Source organism: Streptomyces sp. NPDC046985, from assembly GCF_040644415.1.
Classification (GTDB): Bacteria; Actinomycetota; Actinomycetes; order Streptomycetales; family Streptomycetaceae; genus Streptomyces.
On sequence record NZ_JBEYWK010000011.1, the window covers coordinates 233582 to 250715 of the forward strand.

Sequence of the window (17134 nt, forward strand, 5' to 3'; positions counted from 1 at the left end):
ATCAGGGTGCTCAGGAGCTGCGGGCGGTGGTGGAGCAGTCGGGGCACAGGCCCCAGTAGACGATCTCGGCCTCGTCTATCACGAAGCCGTGGTCCTCTGACGCGGTCAGGCAGGGCGCCGCGCCGGTCGCGCAGTCGACGTCGGCGACGGCGCCGCACGACCGGCACACCAGGTGGTGGTGGTTGTCGCCGACCCGCCCCTCGAACCGGGCCGGGCTGCCGGCCGGTTCGATGCGCCGTACGAGTCCTGCCGCGGTGAGGGCGTGCAGGGCCTCGTAGACGGCCTGGAGCGAGATGTGGCCGACGCGCTCGCGCACGCCGGACGCGAGCGCCTCCACGCCGAGGTGGTCGCCCGCGCGGACGGTCTCCAGGAGCGCGACGCGGGCGGCGGTCACGCGCAGGCCCGCGCCGCGCAGTTCCTGGGCCGTGGTCGGAGCCTTCGGTGCCGTCATGACGTCGAAGCTACTCCCGTACACACGAATGATTCAAGAAAACGAACGATGAAAGTTCAGACGGCGACGCGGCGGGCGGGGCGGCCGCTCAGCCGCCGAGCGCCGCCGTGACCACCTGCTGGGCCTCCTCCTGCACCTGTCGCAGGTGGTCGGGGCCCCGGAACGACTCGGCGTAGATCTTGTAGACGTCCTCGGTGCCGGAGGGGCGGGCCGCGAACCAGGCGTTCTCGGTGGCGACCTTGATGCCTCCGATGGAGGCGCCGTTGCCCGGCGCCTCGGTGAGGACCGCGGTGACCGGCTCCCCGGCCAGGGTGTCGGCGCCGACCTGGGCCGGGGACAGCTTGGCCAGCCGGGCCTTCTCCTCGCGGGAGGCGGGCGCGTCGACGCGGGCGTAGGCGGGCTCGCCGAAGCGCGCGGTGAGGCCGGCGTAGTGCTCGGAGGGCGTCCTGCCGGTGACGCCGGTGATCTCGGAGGCGAGCAGCGCCAGGACGATGCCGTCCTTGTCAGTGGTCCACACCGATCCGTCCCGGCGCAGGAAGGACGCGCCGGCCGACTCCTCGCCGCCGAAGCCGAGCGACCCGTCGGCCAGGCCGTCCACGAACCACTTGAAGCCGACGGGCACCTCGACCAGGCGGCGGCCGAGGTCGGCGGCCACCCGGTCGATCATCCCGGACGACACCAGGGTCTTGCCCACGCCCGCCTCGGCGGGCCAGCGGGTGCGGTGGGCGAAGAGGTAGGAGATGGCTGCGGCCAGGTAGTGGTTGGGGTTCATCAGCCCCGCGTCGGGGGTGACGACGCCGTGCCGGTCGGCGTCCGCGTCGTTGCCGGTGGCGATCTGGAACCGGTCGCGCTGCTCGATCAGCGAGGCCATCGCGTACGGCGAGGAGCAGTCCATGCGGATCTTGCCGTCCCAGTCCAGCGTCATGAACCGCCAGGCGGGGTCGGTGAGCGGGTTGACCACGGTCAGGTCGAGCCGGTGCTGCTCGGCGATGCGGCCCCAGTAGGCGACGGACGCCCCGCCGAGGGGGTCGGCGCCGATGCGCACGCCCGCGTCCCGGATCGCGTCGAGGTCCAGCACGCTCGGCAGGTCGGACACATAGGCGTCCAGGAAGTCGTGGCGGCCGGTGCCGGGGGCGGTGAGCGCCCGCGCGTAGGGGACGCGCCGGACGTCCTTCAGTCCGGCCGCGATGATCTCGTTGGCCCGGTCCTGGATCCAGGAGGTGGCGTCGGCGCCGGCCGGGCCGCCGCTGGGCGGGTTGTACTTGAAGCCGCCGTCGGCGGGCGGGTTGTGCGAGGGGGTGACGACGACGCCGTCGGCGAGGCCGGAGGAACGCCCGCGATTGTGGGCGAGGACGGCGTGCGAGACCGCCGGGGTCGGGGTGTAGCCGTCGGCGGCGTCGATCAGCACGGTGACGTCGTTGGCGGCGAACACCTCCAGCGCGGTGACCCGTGCGGGCTCGGACAGGGCGTGCGTGTCCGCGCCGAGGAAGAGCGGGCCGTCGGCGCCCTGAAGCGCCCGGTACTCGCAGATGGCCTGGCTGGTCGCGGCGATGTGGTCCTCGTTGAACGCCGCCGCCAGCGACGAGCCCCGGTGCCCGGACGTGCCGAACGCCACACGCTGACCGGGTTCGGCCGGGTCGGGGTGGAGCGCGTAGTACGCGGTCACCAGCCGGGCGACGTCGATCAGGTCTTCGGGTCCGGCCGGCCGGCCCGCTCGTTCCTGCTGCATGGCACCCACTCCTCGGGCTCTTCGGGTTCGGTCGTGCCTCCGCTCGCGGTGTCATCTTCCCTCCCCGCGCTGATCGGAGGCATGCCGGCCCGGCGGGGCGCCGGTCCGGAGCGACGACTTCCGGGGGGGCGGCTTTCGGGCGGCGGCTTCCGGTGGGCGGGCGGCGGGGGCACGGCCCGGTCCGCGCGGGGACCGCCGCGGGCGGCGCGGCCCGGCGGCTTCGCGCCGCCCGGCCGGTCACCGTGCGGGGACGCCGCCGGAGAGCGCGCCGCCGCCCAGTTGCTCGAACCGCTGCTGGACGTTGGCCGCGAACGCCTGCGACTCGGCGCCCGCGTAGCCCTGGTCGGCGGTGTTCATCGCGACGGTGAGGACGCCCTTGAACGGGGCGCTGGGGGACGTGCGGATCGGCGTGCACATGAAGTTGAAGTCCTGCGGGGTCGGGGAGTCGTACGTCCTGAGATACGCCCGGGGGACGGAGGTGGGGCGGCCGGTGCGCAGCGCGTCGTCCATCGCCTGGAACACGCCGATCTCGTCCAGTCCGGGCAGCGCCTCCCGGCCGAGGCTGAACTGCGGCACCCTGCCGAAGGACTGGCCCTGTTTGCCGTTGGCGTAGCGCAGCAGGTGCTCAGGGCCCTCGGTGAGCATGATCGGGAACGGCGCCCCGTCGAACACGGCGAACAGCTCCTGCTGTTGGGCGAGCAGGCTGTCGCGCAGCTTGAACTCCGACAGCAGCGTCTCGCTGAGTTCCTGCATCCCCTGACGCACCTGCGGGTCCCAGGTGCGGGGTTTGACGTCCGCGACGCAGACGGTGCCGAGGATCACGCCGGTGTTGTCGCGCAGCGGGGTGCCCAGATAGGAGCGCACACCCAGGTCGTTGACCAGCGGGTTGCCCTTGAAGCGGGGGTAGTCGAAGACGTCCTCCAGGGCCAGTTGGGACTGCTGGGCGACCACGTGCGGGCAGAAGCCGTAGTCGCCGGGGGCCTCCCGGGCGAGGCCGCTCAGGTCGAAGGGAATGCCGCCGCCCGCGGTGTCCACGGGTTCGTCCCCGGACCCGGTGGGCACGTACATGCCCCGGAACATCTGCCGCTCGTCGTTGATGAAGTTGACCATGGCGAGCGGGGACTGGGTGAAGGTGGCCGCGAGGCGCGCGACCCGGTCGAACGTCGCCTCCGCCTCCAGCGTGTTGAGGCCGAGAATCCGCAGCCGCTGCGTCCGGTGCTGCCCGGCGGCACGGTGTTGTTCGGGTGACAGGGATTCCATGAGATCCGATCAAAGCAGAGATGCGGCCTTGGTTGTTCACCACTCCCGGTCATTCCCGGCCCCTCTGTCTCAGAGTCAACGCCCGTGCCGCATGGTCTACTTGGCTTCCTTGACTCTCTCCGCCCACAGCCCCGCCGCCCTTGACGCGCTGACCGCAGCGTACGCCGACCACCTCCGTCTCGGCGGGCCGGGCGCCGCGGGTAAGGCTGTGCACGCTCGAGGCCACTGCGGACAGGTGCTCGGCGTCGTCGCGGAGCATGTCCATGGACCTGCCGAGCAGCAGACCGTCGCCGGAGAGCACGATGGCGCAGCGGATCCGAGGGATCCGGTTCACCAGTCACTCCAGGAGCCAGCCGAGCTGACGCCCGGTGTGTGCCTGCTCAGTCATCGTGTTCTGTTCCGCGCAGTTCGTGTGCGGCACCGCCTGCCGGGTCATCCGTCCGTTCGTCACCGCCGGGCGGACGGCCGCCGTCCTCGGACGCCCCAACCCGCATGAGTCCCTGCTGGATGGCGCTCATCGCGCGAGCCGAGGCGTCCGGGGAGGGCGTCGTCAGCGGGCCCGCGTAGTCCGCACTCGTGGGCGGCGCCTGCGGCGCCTCGCGTCTCCGCACGGGCAGCGGCTCGGCCGGCCGGGGGCCGCCGCCGAAGCGGGCGCCGCCCGCCACTTCCACAGCGGCCGGGTGCAGCAGACGGTCATCCAGATGGACAAGGCGTTCCTGTTCGTCACGGCGGCGGGCCAGGGCGCCCGGCCGAGCAGGTGCGGACGGCGCTCGACCTCGACGCGGCCACGCCGGTGGTGCTGTGCGACGTGCGCGACCGCGCCTCCTGCAAGGAGATCCTGCTGTACGCGCTGGAGGCGGCCCGCGCCCGTGCGGCCGCCGCGGACCCGGGGCCGACGGACGCCGACCGGGGCGCGGTCCACGCCTCCTAGGGCGTGTTCCGCGCCTCGTAGGGCGTGCCTAGTAGGGCGTTTCCGAGAGTCCCGTCGGCGCGTGCCCGGACCGGCGTCCGCGAGCGGCTCCGACCGGTGGAGGAAGCGGCGGGTCCCGGCGGCAGGCGGTCAGGACTGGGTGACGGAGACGGCGAGCAGGGCCGCCGCGGTGAGGACGGCCGCGGCGGCGATCACCAGGGCCACGCAGTGCGCCCGCAGCCGCCGGTAGCGCTGTTCGTACTCGCCGCGCAGGGCCCGGCAGCGGTCCGCGACGCGCTGGAGGTCCGCTCGGGCCCGGCCGAGGCAGTCACGGACGTAGTGCTGCTCGATCTCCTCCCGCTGCGCGGTGGTCAGCCACTGGAGCGGTTCGGTGAAGCTGCGGGCCCGCTCCTCGGCCTCGGCCACCCGGGACTGCCACAGCAGGTAGCCCTCGACCTGGTTGACGACGTGGGCGGCGGAGACCGGTTCGCCGCCCGTGCGCCCCGGGGCGTCCGTCATGACGGAAGGCCCAGGTTCTCCCGCTTGTCCGTGAGCGCGACCTCGGGGTGGGCCAGGTCGAAGGCCGGGGACTCGCTGCGGATCACGGGCAGGGTGACGAAGTTGTGGCGCGGCGGCGGGCAGGAGGTCGCCCACTCCAGCGAGCGGCCGAAGCCCCAGGGGTCGTCCACGCCGACCGGCTTGCCGTACTTGGCCGTCTTCCACACGTTGTAGAGGAACGGCAGCATCGACGCGCCGAGCACGAAGGAGCCGATGCTGGAGACCGTGTTCAGGGCGGTGAAGCCGTCGGCCGCCAGGTAGTCGGCGTACCGGCGCGGCATGCCCTCGGCGCCCAGCCAGTGCTGGACCAGGAACGTGGTGTGGAAGCCGATGAACAGCATCCAGAAGGTCAGCTTGCCCAGGCGCTCGTCGAGCATCTTGCCGGTGAACTTCGGCCACCAGAAGTGGAAGCCGGAGAACATCGCGAAGACGACCGTGCCGAAGACGACGTAGTGGAAGTGCGCCACCACGAAGTAGGAGTCGGAGACGTGGAAGTCCAGCGGCGGCGAGGCCAGCAGCACGCCGGTCAGACCGCCGAAGAGGAACGTGACGAGGAAGCCGGCCGTCCACAGCATCGGCGTCTCGAAGGACAGCGAGCCCTTCCACATGGTGCCGATCCAGTTGAAGAACTTCACCCCGGTCGGCACCGCGATCAGGAAGCTCATGAACGAGAAGAACGGCAGCAGCACACCGCCGGTGACGTACATGTGGTGCGCCCACACCGTCACGGACAGCCCCGAGATGGCGATGGTCGCGCCGATCAGGCCCATGTAGCCGAACATCGGCTTGCGGGAGAAGACCGGGATGACCTCCGAGACGATGCCGAAGAACGGCAGCGCGATGATGTACACCTCGGGGTGGCCGAAGAACCAGAAGAGGTGCTGCCACAGCAGGGCGCCGCCGCTGGCCGGCTCGAAGACCAGGGCGCCGAACTTGCGGTCCGCCTCCAGCGCCAGCAGCGAGCCCGCCAGGACGGGGAAGGCCAGCAGCACCAGGACGCTGGTGAGCAGCACGTTCCACACGAAGATCGGCATCCTGAACATGGTCATGCCGGGGGCGCGCATGCACACGATGGTGGTGATGAAGTTGACCGAGCCCAGGATCGTGCCGAAGCCGGAGAGCGCCAGGCCCATGATCCACAGGTCGCCGCCGACGCCGGGCGAGTGCACCGCGCTGGTGAGCGGCGAGTAGGCGAACCAGCCGAAGTCGGCCGCGCCCTGCGGGGTGAGGAAGCCGCCCACCGCGATCAGCGAGCCGAGCAGGTACAGCCAGTAGGCCAGCATGTTCAGCCGCGGGAACGCCACGTCCGGGGCGCCGATCTGGAGCGGCATGATCCAGTTCGTGAAGCCGGCGAACAGCGGCGTCGCGAACATCAGCAGCATGACCGTGCCGTGCATCGTGAACGCCTGGTTGAACTGCTCGGTGGAGACGATCTGGAGTCCGGGGCGGGCCAGCTCCGCGCGCATCACCAGCGCCAGGACGCCGCCGAAGAGGAAGAACAGGAACGAGGTGGTCAGGTAGAGCGACCCGATCGTCTTGTGGTCGGTCGTCGTCGCCCACTTCACCACCACGGCTCCGGGCCGCTGGCGGCGTTGGCCGGCGGCTTCCGGCGTGGTGTGCTGAACGTGTGTCATGCGGCCCGTAACACGCTTTCTCTCGGACATGGATGCCTGAGTTCCGCGGAAATGTCCGCAGGGCTCGGCCCCATCCTCGCGGCTCGCGCGCCCGAAGCCGCCTTCGCCGTCACCGGGATGGCCCAGCGTCCGCGCGGAAACCACCCGCTCGGCCTACACTCCCCCGCGCCCGTCCGCAGCCCGCGCTCAGACGTCCCCCAGCTCGGCCGCGTCCGCCCCCTCGGCCGTGTCCTCGGAGAGTGACAGCTCCGCCCAGATCACCTTGCCCTGGGGCGTGTAGCGGGTCCCCCACCGCTCGGCCATCCGGGACACCAGGAACAGGCCGCGGCCGCCCTCCTCGGTGGTCGCCGCGTAGCGCAGGTGCGGGCTGGTGCTGCTGCCGTCGGAGACCTCGCAGATGAGGGCGCGGTCGTGGATCAGCCGGACGTGGAGGGGTGGGGAGCCGTAGCGCAGGGCGTTGGTGACCAGCTCGCTGAGCACGAGTTCCATGCTGAAGGCGAGGCGCCCGAGGCCCCACTCCTCAAGTCGCGCGCAGGCCGCCTCGCGCGAGAGGGCGACGGCGGCCGGGTCGGGCGGCACGTCCCAGTCGGCGATCTGGTCCGCGGGCAGGCCCCGGGTGCGGGCGATGAGCAGGGCGACGTCGTCCTCGGGCTTCGCGGGCAGCAGTTCGTCCAGCACCGCCTTGCAGCTCTCCTCGGGCGACCGGGCCGGGTGGCCGGCGAGGGCCTGGCGCAGCAGTTCCATCCCCACGTCCAGGTCGCGGTTGCGGTCCTCGATCAGGCCGTCGGTGTACAGCACGAGCTGGGCGCCCTCCTCCAGTTCCAGCTCGGCGGTGCTGAACGGCATGCCGCCCAGGCCGAGCGGCGGCCCGAAAGGCAGGTCGGGAAAGGCGACGGCGCCGTCCGGGCTGACCAGGGCGGGGGCGAGGTGGCCGGCGCGGGCTATGGCGCAGCGGCGGGTCACGGGGTCGTAGACCGCGTACAGGCAGGTCGCGCCGACGACGGCGGCGAAGGCCCCGGTGGACGCCTCGTCCTGGTCGATCCGGCCGACCAGGTCGTCCAGGTGGCTGAGCAGTTCGTCGGGGGGCAGGTCGAGGGTGGAGAAGTTGTGCACCGCGGTGCGCAGGCGGCCCATGGTGGCGGCGGCGTGCAGGCCGTGGCCGACGACGTCGCCGACGACCAGCGCGACCCGGCCGCCGGGCAGCGGGATCACGTCGAACCAGTCGCCGCTGACGCCGGACTGCGCGGGCAGGTAGCGGTAGCCGGCCTCGATGGCGCTCTGCTCGGGCAGGGCGCGCGGCAGCAGGCTGCGTTGCAGGGTGACCGCCAGGGCGTGCTCGCGGGCGTAGCGGCGGGCGTTGTCGATGCTGACCGCGGCGCGGGCGACCAGTTCCTCGGCCAGGGACAGCTCCTCGTCGTCGAAGGCGCCGTGCTCCTTGCAGCGCCAGAAGTTGGCCACGCCGAGCACGACGCCGCGGGCCTGGATGGGCGCCGAGATCAGCGAGTGGATGCCGTAGTCGACGATCCGCCCGGTGCGCTCGGGGTCCTGTGCGCGCCAGCCCAGCGCGGTCGACAGATCGGTCACCAGTTCGGAGCGGCCGCTGCCGTAGCCGCGGGCCATGGGCGTGGTGGGCAGGAAGTCGATCAGCCGCCCCTTCTCGTAGAGCGGGTGGTCGTCGCGGACGCCGCGGGCGATGACGCGGCGCACGCCCGTGGCCTCGCTGCCGGGTTCTTCGCCGTGCAGCACGGCGTCGGCGAGGTCCACGGTGACGAAGTCGGCGAAGCGGGGGACGGCGACCTCGGCGAGTTCGTCGGCGGTGCGGGTCACGTCGAGGGTGGTGCCGATGGCCATCCCGGCGTCGTAGAGGAGGTCGAGCCGTTCCCGGGCGACCTCGGCGCGGCCGGAGACGGCCTGGAGTTCGGTGGAGTCGCGCAGCGTGAGGACGGCGCCCTTGGGGCCGCCGTCGCGGTCGGTGGGCCGCTGGTTGACGGCGAGCAGCACGCCGCCCGCGAGCAGGACCTCGTCGGTGGCCTCACGGCCGGAGGCGAGCAGGGCGACCGTGTCGGGCTCGAGGCCGGTCAGGGTGGTGACGTCGCGGCCCTCGGCGTCCGGGGGCAGGTCCAGCAGCCGCCGGGCCTCGTCGTTGGCGAGCAGCAGCCTGCCGTCGTCGCCGACGATGAGCACGCCCTCGCGCACGGAGTGCAGCACCGCGTCGTGGTGGTCGTACATCCGGGTCATCTCGGCCGGCCCCAGGCTGTGCGTCTGGCGGCGCAGCCGCTTGTTCACGAACAGGGTCACGGCGGTGGCGCCGCCGAGCGCCGCCGCCCCGGCGATCAGGATGATCGGGATCTGCCGGTCGACCGCGGTGACCACGTTCGCGACCTTCATCCCGGCGGCGACCAGGGCCACCACGTGCCCGTCGGCGCTCCTCACCGGCACGATGGCCTGCGTCTCCTCGCCGAGCGGTCCGTGCACGCCCTCGGTGCGCACCCGGCCCGCCAGGGACGGCCCGATGTCCCCGACGAACCGCTTGCCGATGCGGTCCGGCAGCGGGTGGGTGTAGCGGATGCCGTGGGTGTCCATGACCACGATGAAGTCGACGCCGGCCGATCCGCGGGCCGCCTCCGTCAGCGGCTGGAGCACCTTCGACGGGTCGGGCGCCTTGAGCGCGGCCAGGACGCCCGGCGAGTGCGCGAAGGTCTGGGCCACGGCCACGGAACGGCGCCTGGCCTCGGCGCCGGTGTCCCGCTCGGACTGCAGGACGAGAGCGAAGACGGCGAAGGCCACCAGCAGCACCACCAGAGCCGCCTGAAAGGCGAACACCTGCCCGGCGACGCTCCGCGGACTCCGTCCCGCCAGCGACCGCCCCGGTATCCGTCGAAGACGGTCGCGGATCAGTCGAGGACGGGTGAAACCGTCTGCCATTTTGTCTTTTTAGCACTGACACGCACGAATCGTCACGACTTGTCCGACTATCCTTACCGGGACATAACCTAGTCGACGCCCCGGTCCTGGATGCTGTGGCGGCTTCTCCGGCCACGGCACCGATCGTCGGCGCCCCCACTCAGCTCTGCGGCGCCCCGCCCGCCCGCCCGGCCGCCGGGCGGGCGGGGCGCCGACGGGCGGGCGCAAGGGGTGTTCGGCGGGCTGGCGCAGAGGGCGCTCGGTGGGCGACGGGCGCAAAGGGTGCTCGGCGTGCGGCGGGCGCAGAAGGTGCTCGGCGGCAAGCGCAGGAGCACCGGGCGCGGTCGTCAAGCGTGCGGTGCGGACAGGTTCCTCAGCAGGGCGTCCACCTGGTCCAGGACCCAGGTCCAGGTCTCCCGGGCGTCGGGCGCGCTGTGGCTGAAGCCGCCCGCCAGCTCCAGGCTGACGTAGCCGTGGAAGACGCTGCCCAGCAGCCGGACGGCGTGCGTCTGGTCGGGTTCGGCCAGGTCGTAGCCGCGCAGGACCGCCCGCATCATCTGCGCGTGCCGGACGCCGGCGCTCGCGGCGGCGGTCTCGGCGTCGAGCGGGAGGCGGGCGGCGGCGTAGCGGCCGGGGTGTGCGCGGGCGTAGTCGCGGTAGACGCCGGCGAACGCGGCCAGGGCGTCCTTGCCCGCCCGCCCGGCCAAAGCGTCGGCGGTGCGGTCGGCCAGTTCCTCCAGCGCCAGCAGGGCGATCCCGGTCTTGAGGTCCTGGGAGTTCTTCAGGTGCGAGTACAGGCTCGCGACCTTGACGTCGAAGCGTCTGGCCAGGGCCGAGACGGTGACCTGGTCGAAGCCGACCTCGTCGGCCAGGTCGGCGCCGGCCCGGATCAGGCGGTCGGCGGTGAGTCCAGCGCGCGGCACGGTGCGTCCCTTCGGTTGCCTGAAGGGATTATGCTTCTTCCTAAATCTTTTAGGCAACCGGGCGGCGAGAGGCGGCCCCCGCCGCGCGGGCGACCCGTGCGGCGGTGTACTCGGCGCCGGCGACGAAGCGCAGCATGGGGCCGAACGTCGGCGCCGCCAACGAGCCGGTGAAGTACAGGCCGGGCACGGACGACTCGAACGCCGCGGACAGCCGCGGCGCCTTCGAGCCGGGGACGAGCGCCAGCGCGCGGCGCACCCCGGGCGACAGGAAGGAGAGCGCGTCCACGTCGAGCCGGTAACCGGTGGCGGCCAGCACGTGGTCGACGGTCAGGGTCCGCGCCGCGCCTCCCCTCCCGGCCAGCTCCAGCCGGACGGCGGACCCGGCCGCCTCGGCGCCGACCACCCGGCATGCCGTGCGCACCGGTACGACGCCTTCGACCCGGTCGCGCAGCCACCAACCGCCCGAGGGGCGCAGCGCGCGCCGGAACAGCAGCAGCCGGGCGGCCGCCGGAAGCCGCCGCACACCGCCCGGGGCCCGGCAGACCGCGGCGAGGATCCATCCGCTGCCCAGCGGCGAGCCGGGCCGGGTGACGCGCCGCGTCCACGGCCGGGCGAGCTCGGGCGTGTCCCCCCAGAGCAGGTCGCGCTCGCGGACCAGCACCTGCGCGTCGGCGCCGGCCTCGTGCAGCAGGGCCGCGCTCTCCAGCGCGGACTGACCGCCCCCGACGACGGCGACCCGGCGGCCCGCGTACCGGGACAGGTCCGTGTGCTGACTGGTGTGCGACACCAGGGCGTGCGCCGCGGGCCCGTCGGGCGCGAGCCGCGCGAGTTCCGCCGGCACGTGGGCCAGGCCGTTCAGTCCGGTGGCCACGACGACGCGGCGGGCCGCCAGCTCCTGCCCGTCGTCCAGGCGCACGGCGAGGCCGGCGCCGCCGGGCGCACGGTCCACGCTCGCCGCCCGGACCGGCTCCACCTCGCCGACGTACCGCTTCTGGAACCACTGGCCGTAGCGGACGAAGACGTCGCACGGGATCGGGGTGAGCTCGGTCAGCGCGCGCTCGCCGTGCGCCTGGAGGAAGTCCGCGAGCCGTCCTCCGGGTTCGGGCGCGGACAGGTCGACCGCGTCCGGGGTCGACTTCAGGAACATCCCGGTGGCCATGGCGTGCCGCCAACTGCCCATGACCTCGCCGAAGACGCGCACGGGCCTTCCGAGGGCCCGCAGGTGCGCGGCGATCGACAGTCCGTACGGCCCGGCGCCGATCACCACGGTCGGCGGCTCCCGGCGTCCCGCGAACGCCTCCTCGCGGAGCGGGCGTTGCCACGGAAGCGACTGCGTCATGCATCCCCCCGACTGGTCCCCTCGCCGCCTTCCCCAAGGCGGGCGCGTTGGTGCGGGACGGGCGCGCCGCCGCGCGCCTCCCCCTTCGCCGCTCAAGGTTACCCACCGGCCGCCGCCTGGAAGCGATATCCGGAAGCGATAAGGGGCCAGGTCGCCGAAAACGCGTCAAACCGTTGACGCGACCGCGCCCCACGGCGCCCGTGGGCCCCGCACAGCGCGAAGGTCTGCCCGCCGGGGGACAGGTCCCCGGCGGGCAGACCTCGGAACGCGGACCTCAGCGGTCCGTGCCGGCGGGGGTGCTGACGGCCGGTGGTGCGGTCATCAGCTTCCCGAACAGGGCCATGCAATGAGAGCAGTGGCCTGCCCGCTGTGCGCTCTCCCCGTCGACGCGTTGGCCGAGCCGACGACCGCACAGCGTCTTGGCCGTACTTTTGGCCATGACATGCCACACCAGTGCGTCGCCGGGTTTCTCGACTCCTGCACACATCTCATACATGATCGGCTCCCTTGGTGGACGCCTCTCTTCCTCCAGGAGACACCCAATCAGCCCAGCGCACGCTGCCACGGAGGGCCATTCGGGTGACACGTCCTCACCGGGGCCGGGCGGCGTCTTCCGGGGGGCGGGCGCCGGGCCCGGAGAGCGCGGTGGAATCATGGGCCCATGCTGACGAGCGGTGCGATGCGGACGGCGGCCGCGGCGGCCCTGTGCGCGACGGTGGCGATGTCCCTGACTTCCTGCGGCGGTTCGGGAGACCAGAAGGCCGCCGCGAGCGGCCGGACCGACGACGCGCCGGCCCCGGCCGCGCCGCTGAAGCGGGTGCCCGGCGTCGGCGACCGGCTGTGGCAGCGCGTGCCCGCGAGCACCCGCCAGGTCGTCGCCGTGTACGGCGACGGGCCGGACTCTCCCGGGGCGAAGGTCGAGCTGTTTTCCAAGCACGGCGCCGTGTGGGAGCGGGGGCAGTCCTGGCGGGCGCACAACGGCCGGCGCGGATGGACCGCGCACCACCGCGAGGGCGACCAGCGCAGCCCGGTAGGGGTGTTCACGCTGAGCGACGCGGGCGGTGTGCTGCACGACCCCGGCGCCCGGCTGCCGTACACCGAATCGGCCTCGTTCCAGGCGCCGCACTACTGGAACAAGGCCTACTGGCACGACTTCGACTACGTCATAGCCATCGACTACAACCGGGTGAAGGGCACCCCGCCCAACGACCCGGTCCGGCCCGAGGGGCAGAGCAAGGGCGGCAGCATATGGCTGCACATGGACCACGGCAGCGGCACGTCCGCCTGCGTCTCCATGCCCGAGTCGGCGATGCGGTACCTGCTGCGCACCCTCGACCCGCGGCAGCACCCGGTCGTGGTGATGGGCGACTCCCGGGACCTCAGCGCCTGACGGCGGTCTCCGGGCCGTCCTGGAGGGCGATGCGCGCGATGACGCGCTTGCCCACTGGCTCCCGCCGCATCTCGAACGCCTGCACGACGGCCATCACGATCTCCAGGCCGTGCTGCCCCACCCGCCCCGGGTCGGCCGCGCGGGCCACCGGCAGCACCGGCTCACTGTCCCAGATCGCGATCTCGACCTCGGCGCCCACGATCAGCAGGTCCATGAGGATGGGCCCGGAGGCGTACTTGCGGGCGTTGGTGACCAGCTCGCTGACCACCAACTGGGTCACGTCCAGGGCCCGGTCGGAGACCGGCAGGCCATAATCGGCCCGCACCCGGTTCAGGAATCGGGCCGCGAGACGACGGGCCTCGGCGATGCAGGCGCCGTCCCCGTCGAGAGCGACCCCTGTCGCTATCACGTCGGCATCCGAGGCCCTTCGCTCACCTCCGAGGAGGACGGGTTCCATGTCCACCGCCTTCACCACCCTGTTCACAGGGCTGCATATACCCCCCTTTCGTTTCCACACGCCCGGCTTCCCGCTGTCATCCGCGTCACAGCCGCACCGGCGGCGACCACACGCGTGACGGCCCTCTCTTCGGCGTTCTTCCCGGCCTCCCCCCAGCTTCTCGTCGGCTGCCCTGCGGCTTCTCTTCGGCCGCTCCCCCGCCTTCTCTCTGGCCGCTCTCCGCCCGCACTCCCCCGGCTCTCCTCCCGCTCTCGGGCCGCCGTCTCCGTTTCGGCTGCGTCGTCCGCCGCCCCGGGGGTAGACGCCTCACCGTCACCGTCGTGATTGAGCAGAAAGGCCGACCCGTGAGGGATGCTTCGCTACGGGCGGTGGGCTGGGCACGCTCGCTGCCGATGGACACCGAGGTGAGGGCGGCGCGGGAATGGACCCGCGACCACCTGGAGTCACTGGGCTGGACGGAAGCGGATCCGGAGACGGTGGACTCCGTGCTGCTGACCGTCTCGGAACTGGTCACCAACGCCCACAAGCACGCCCACAGCAGCGCCCAGATGGTGCTGGCCTGGGACAACCGCTGTCTGCACCTGGCCGTGCACGACGCCTCCAGTGAGATGCCGCACCCCCGGGAGCCGAGCCCGGACAGCCTGGGCGGGCGGGGGATGCTCCTCGTCGACGCCCTGGCCGATTGGTGGGAGACGCGTCCGTGCCCCCACGGCAAGACCATCGTCGCCTGTTTCCGGCCCCGCGGAGTACCCGGCGCCGCTGAACCGGCCGACGACTCCGGCGCCTCCGGCGCCGTCCGCTCCGTCGGCTCCTCCGCCTGACCCGGCCAGCCCGTCGAGGCTGGCCGGCACGTCGCGACAGGTCGGCACGAGGGTGGACTGGTGCACTGGTGGACGCCCTCGGCGCGGCAACGGGTCGGAATCTTCATGAGGTTGACGGGCGATCATGTGATCCCGCGTAGTCGGCGGCGTTTTCCACTACCGGCAGTAACATGATCAACTCTGAGTCAGGTGCTCCCTACAACTGATTCGAGGGGGCCGTCCGCCCGTCCCCCACCAGCGCGCGAGGATCCTCATGCCGTCCCAGGAGGACGCCGTACAGCAGGCGCAGTCCGACCACCAGCAGCACCTGCGGACATGCCGCCAGTGCCACGCCGACGGCGCGCCGTGCGCGGTGGCCAAGCACCTGCTGCGCGCGTACAACAACGCCCGCCGGAACAGCTCCCGCACTACGTGACGGACCGCGCCCCGCGAAGTCGCCGCCCGACGCCGGGCCCGATCCCGTCCGCGCGTGCCTCGCCGCGTGCGGGCGGGATCGGGTCCGGCATCGGCATCGACGCCTGAGCCCCCGCCGGGCGGTCCGGTCGGCCGCCGACCGGGTGACGACGGCGCCGCGGCACAGCGCCGCCATCGGGAATTAAGGGCCGACTTCACCGGACGCGCCGCATCGGTTCTCCCACATATCGCCCCAAAACGTGTGTTATTCATTCATGCACACACCTACGCGGCGCACCTTGCTCAGTGCCTCGATCATGGCTGCCGGCTCGGGACTCCTGGGGGCCTGTTCCGGGACGGACTCGCACTCCGGCCCGCAGTCCGCGCGGGGGCCGGGCGGCAGGGGCCACCACCGCTTCGTGCCCGAGGGGCCCAAGGGGTACGTGAATCCCTCCGACCCCGAGGTCCTGGCCACGGAGCGCGAGCGCGACGGAGGGCCGGTGCGCTTCTACCGGTTCACCGCCGAGGAGACCACGATCGACCTGGGCGGACCCACCGTCAGGTCGTGGGCCTACGGGCATACGGCGCCAGGCCGGCCGGTCCGGGTGACCGCGGGCGACATCCTGTCTCTGACGCTCGCCAACCGCCTGCCGGTGTCGACGACCCTGCACTCGCACGGTGTGCGCCTGCGCTGCGACATGGACGGCGTGCCTGGCCTCACCCAGGAGGGCGTCGAGCCGGGCTCGGAGTTCGACTACCGCTTCACCGTGTCCTACCCGGGCACCTACCTGCTCCACTCCCACCTGGGCATGCAGCTCGACCGGGGCCTGTTCGCCCCGCTGATCGTGGACGACCCCAAGGAGCCCCTGTCGTACGACAAGGAGTGGATCGTCGTGCTGGACGACTGGGTGGACGGCGTGGACGGCTCCACCCCGGACGGGGTGCTGCGGCAGTTGCACCGGGGCAAGCGCCCGCCGCCGAGCATGGACATGGGCGGGGAGTCCCAGCACGGCGGTTCCGCGGGGCGCCACGCGCCCTACGGCCGGACCGCCGCGGCGCCGGGCGGTTCCGGCGGCGGCCCGATCCGCGTGCTGGGCGACACGCACAGCGACGTGCTGGACGGCATGGGCGGCAACGTGGCCTACCCGCACTACCTCATCAACGGCCGCGTCCCGACCGCGCCCACGTCGTTCCACGCCCGGCCCGGCGACCGCATCCGGCTGCGGATCATCAACGCGGGCGGCGACACCGCCTTCCGGGTGGCCCTGGGCGACCACACCTTGACGGTGACGCACACCGACGGCTACCCGGTCGAGCACTGCGAGACCGACGCCCTGCTGATCGGGATGGCCGAGCGCTACGACGTCGTCTTCACCGCCAAGGACGGAACGTTCCCTCTGGTGGCGGTGGCCGAGGGCAAACAGCGGGGGGCGGGGGCGCTGGCCGTGCTGCGGACCAGCAAGAGCAGGGGCCTGCCCGGACCTTCGGTGCGCCCCGACGAACTGGACGGGCGGATCATGCCGGCCCGCCGCATGACGCCCGACGAGTCGGTGGCGCTGAACGACGACCGCGAGCCCGACCGCCAGATCCGGATCCGGGCCACCGGGAACATGCGGGACTACAACTGGATGTTCGACCACAGGCCGTACTCCGTCGCACAGCGCCACCCGATCCGGCAGGGCGAGCGGGTCCGGCTGACCCTCATCAACGGCACCGACATGTGGCACCCGCTGCACCTGCACGGCCACACGTTCGCCCTGACCGGCCTGGGCGATCTCGGGGCGCGCAAGGACACGGCGATCGTGCTGCCGCACCGCAAGCTGGTCGTCGACTTCGACGCGGACAACCCCGGCCTGTGGATGCTGCACTGCCACAACCAGTACCACTCCGAGTCCGGCATGATGACCATCCTCGGCTACCGCAAGTGACGAACGCGGCGGCGGCGACCCGGCCGACGGAGCAGGCGCTGCGGGCGCCCCGGGCGGCCGGACTGGCGGGGGTGCTGTTCGCCCTGCTGCTCGCGGCGGCGATCGTGCTGCTCCGCACGACGCTGCCGCAGGGCGTCGCCGCCGCGCCGGCGCCCGCCGCGGGCCGGGGCGCCGTCCAGGCGGCGGTCGCTCTGGTGCCGTTCGCCGGCATCTCCTTCCTGTGGTTCATCGGAGTGGTGCGCTCCCACGTCGGGGCGGCCGAGGACAGGTTCCTGGCGACCGTCTTCCTGGGCAGCGGGCTGGTCTTCGTCGCCTCGATGTTCGGGTCCGCCGCCGCGGCCTCCGCCGTGCTGGCCGCCGGCTGCCAAGAGGGCGGCGACACCATCACGTTCGAGATGAAGATCGACCACCTCTCCTATTCGGAGGTCGTCGAGCGC

16 protein-coding genes and 2 pseudogenes are annotated in these 17134 nt (G+C 72.6%); 7 read left to right on the top strand and 11 right to left on the bottom strand.

Annotated features, from left to right (window positions below):
* Positions 1-10: 10 nt before the first annotated feature.
* From ABZ861_RS16825 to ABZ861_RS16840, 4 genes are all read right to left on the bottom strand, one after another.
* A complete protein-coding gene (locus ABZ861_RS16825; protein WP_361630398.1) occupies positions 11-451 on the bottom strand; it encodes a Fur family transcriptional regulator in 441 nt (146 codons plus the stop codon).
* 88 nt (positions 452-539) lie between these two features.
* Positions 540-2180, bottom strand: a complete 1641-nt coding sequence (gene pgm / locus ABZ861_RS16830) for a phosphoglucomutase (alpha-D-glucose-1,6-bisphosphate-dependent) (protein WP_361630401.1) — start codon at positions 2178-2180, stop codon at positions 540-542.
* Positions 2181-2417: 237 nt separating this feature from the next.
* Positions 2418-3440, bottom strand: coding sequence for a GAF domain-containing protein (locus tag ABZ861_RS16835; protein ID WP_361630404.1), 1023 nt, complete (start codon positions 3438-3440; stop codon positions 2418-2420).
* A 49-nt stretch (positions 3441-3489) separates the two neighbouring features.
* Positions 3490-3774, bottom strand: a complete 285-nt coding sequence (locus ABZ861_RS16840; RefSeq protein ID WP_361630407.1) for a roadblock/LC7 domain-containing protein — start codon at positions 3772-3774, stop codon at positions 3490-3492.
* 325 nt (positions 3775-4099) lie between these two features.
* Between ABZ861_RS16840 and ABZ861_RS16845 the strand changes: the two are divergent.
* A pseudogene (locus ABZ861_RS16845) lies at positions 4100-4186 on the top strand (roadblock/LC7 domain-containing protein); the annotation flags it as partial.
* 11 nt (positions 4187-4197) lie between these two features.
* Complete coding sequence (locus tag ABZ861_RS16850) at positions 4198-4371, top strand: hypothetical protein (RefSeq protein WP_361630469.1); 174 nt, start codon at positions 4198-4200, stop codon at positions 4369-4371.
* Positions 4372-4500: 129 nt separating this feature from the next.
* Here the strand turns inward: ABZ861_RS16850 and ABZ861_RS16855 are convergent, their stop codons facing one another.
* From ABZ861_RS16855 to ABZ861_RS16880, 6 genes are all read right to left on the bottom strand, one after another.
* The gene (locus tag ABZ861_RS16855) at positions 4501-4869 is read right to left on the bottom strand and encodes a cytochrome C oxidase subunit I (protein WP_361630410.1); all 369 of its coding nucleotides are present in this window, start codon (positions 4867-4869) and stop codon (positions 4501-4503) included.
* Positions 4866-6542, bottom strand: coding sequence for a cytochrome c oxidase subunit I (ctaD, locus tag ABZ861_RS16860; protein ID WP_361630413.1), 1677 nt, complete (start codon positions 6540-6542; stop codon positions 4866-4868). Before ctaD ends, ABZ861_RS16855 begins: the two co-directional genes overlap by 4 nt.
* Positions 6543-6728: 186 nt before the next feature.
* A complete protein-coding gene (locus tag ABZ861_RS16865) occupies positions 6729-9467 on the bottom strand; it encodes a SpoIIE family protein phosphatase (RefSeq protein WP_361630415.1) in 2739 nt (912 codons plus the stop codon).
* 326 nt (positions 9468-9793) lie between these two features.
* A complete protein-coding gene (locus ABZ861_RS16870; protein WP_361630417.1) occupies positions 9794-10369 on the bottom strand; it encodes a TetR/AcrR family transcriptional regulator in 576 nt (191 codons plus the stop codon).
* A 49-nt stretch (positions 10370-10418) separates the two neighbouring features.
* The gene (locus tag ABZ861_RS16875) at positions 10419-11708 is read right to left on the bottom strand and encodes an FAD-dependent oxidoreductase (RefSeq protein WP_361630419.1); all 1290 of its coding nucleotides are present in this window, start codon (positions 11706-11708) and stop codon (positions 10419-10421) included.
* A gap of 274 nt (positions 11709-11982) precedes the next feature.
* On the bottom strand, positions 11983-12204 hold the full coding sequence (locus tag ABZ861_RS16880; RefSeq protein WP_361630422.1) for a hypothetical protein: 222 nt from the start codon (positions 12202-12204) through the stop codon (positions 11983-11985).
* Between the two features lie 165 nt (positions 12205-12369).
* Here ABZ861_RS16880 and ABZ861_RS16885 point away from each other — a divergent pair, with 165 nt between their 5' ends.
* Positions 12370-13098 carry a L,D-transpeptidase family protein gene (locus ABZ861_RS16885; protein ID WP_361630425.1) on the top strand — a complete coding sequence of 243 codons (729 nt, stop codon included), beginning with the start codon at positions 12370-12372 and terminating at the stop codon, positions 13096-13098.
* Here ABZ861_RS16885 and ABZ861_RS16890 read toward each other — a convergent pair.
* On the bottom strand, positions 13088-13507 hold the full coding sequence (locus ABZ861_RS16890; RefSeq protein ID WP_361630428.1) for an ATP-binding protein: 420 nt from the start codon (positions 13505-13507) through the stop codon (positions 13088-13090). The two genes, ABZ861_RS16885 and ABZ861_RS16890, sit on opposite strands and share 11 nt — an antisense overlap.
* Positions 13508-13899: 392 nt before the next feature.
* Here ABZ861_RS16890 and ABZ861_RS16895 point away from each other — a divergent pair, with 392 nt between their 5' ends.
* The 4 genes and pseudogenes from ABZ861_RS16895 to ABZ861_RS16910 form a co-directional block, all read left to right on the top strand.
* Positions 13900-14376: an ATP-binding protein gene (locus tag ABZ861_RS16895; RefSeq protein WP_361630431.1), complete on the top strand. Its 477-nt coding sequence runs from the start codon at positions 13900-13902 to the stop codon at positions 14374-14376.
* 253 nt (positions 14377-14629) lie between these two features.
* Positions 14630-14791, top strand: coding sequence for a hypothetical protein (locus ABZ861_RS16900; protein ID WP_361630434.1), 162 nt, complete (start codon positions 14630-14632; stop codon positions 14789-14791).
* 253 nt (positions 14792-15044) lie between these two features.
* Positions 15045-16697, top strand: a complete 1653-nt coding sequence (locus tag ABZ861_RS16905) for a multicopper oxidase family protein (RefSeq protein ID WP_361630437.1) — start codon at positions 15045-15047, stop codon at positions 16695-16697.
* Positions 16694-17134: pseudogene (locus tag ABZ861_RS16910) on the top strand (hypothetical protein); the annotation flags it as partial. The gene ABZ861_RS16905 and the pseudogene ABZ861_RS16910, both read left to right, overlap by 4 nt.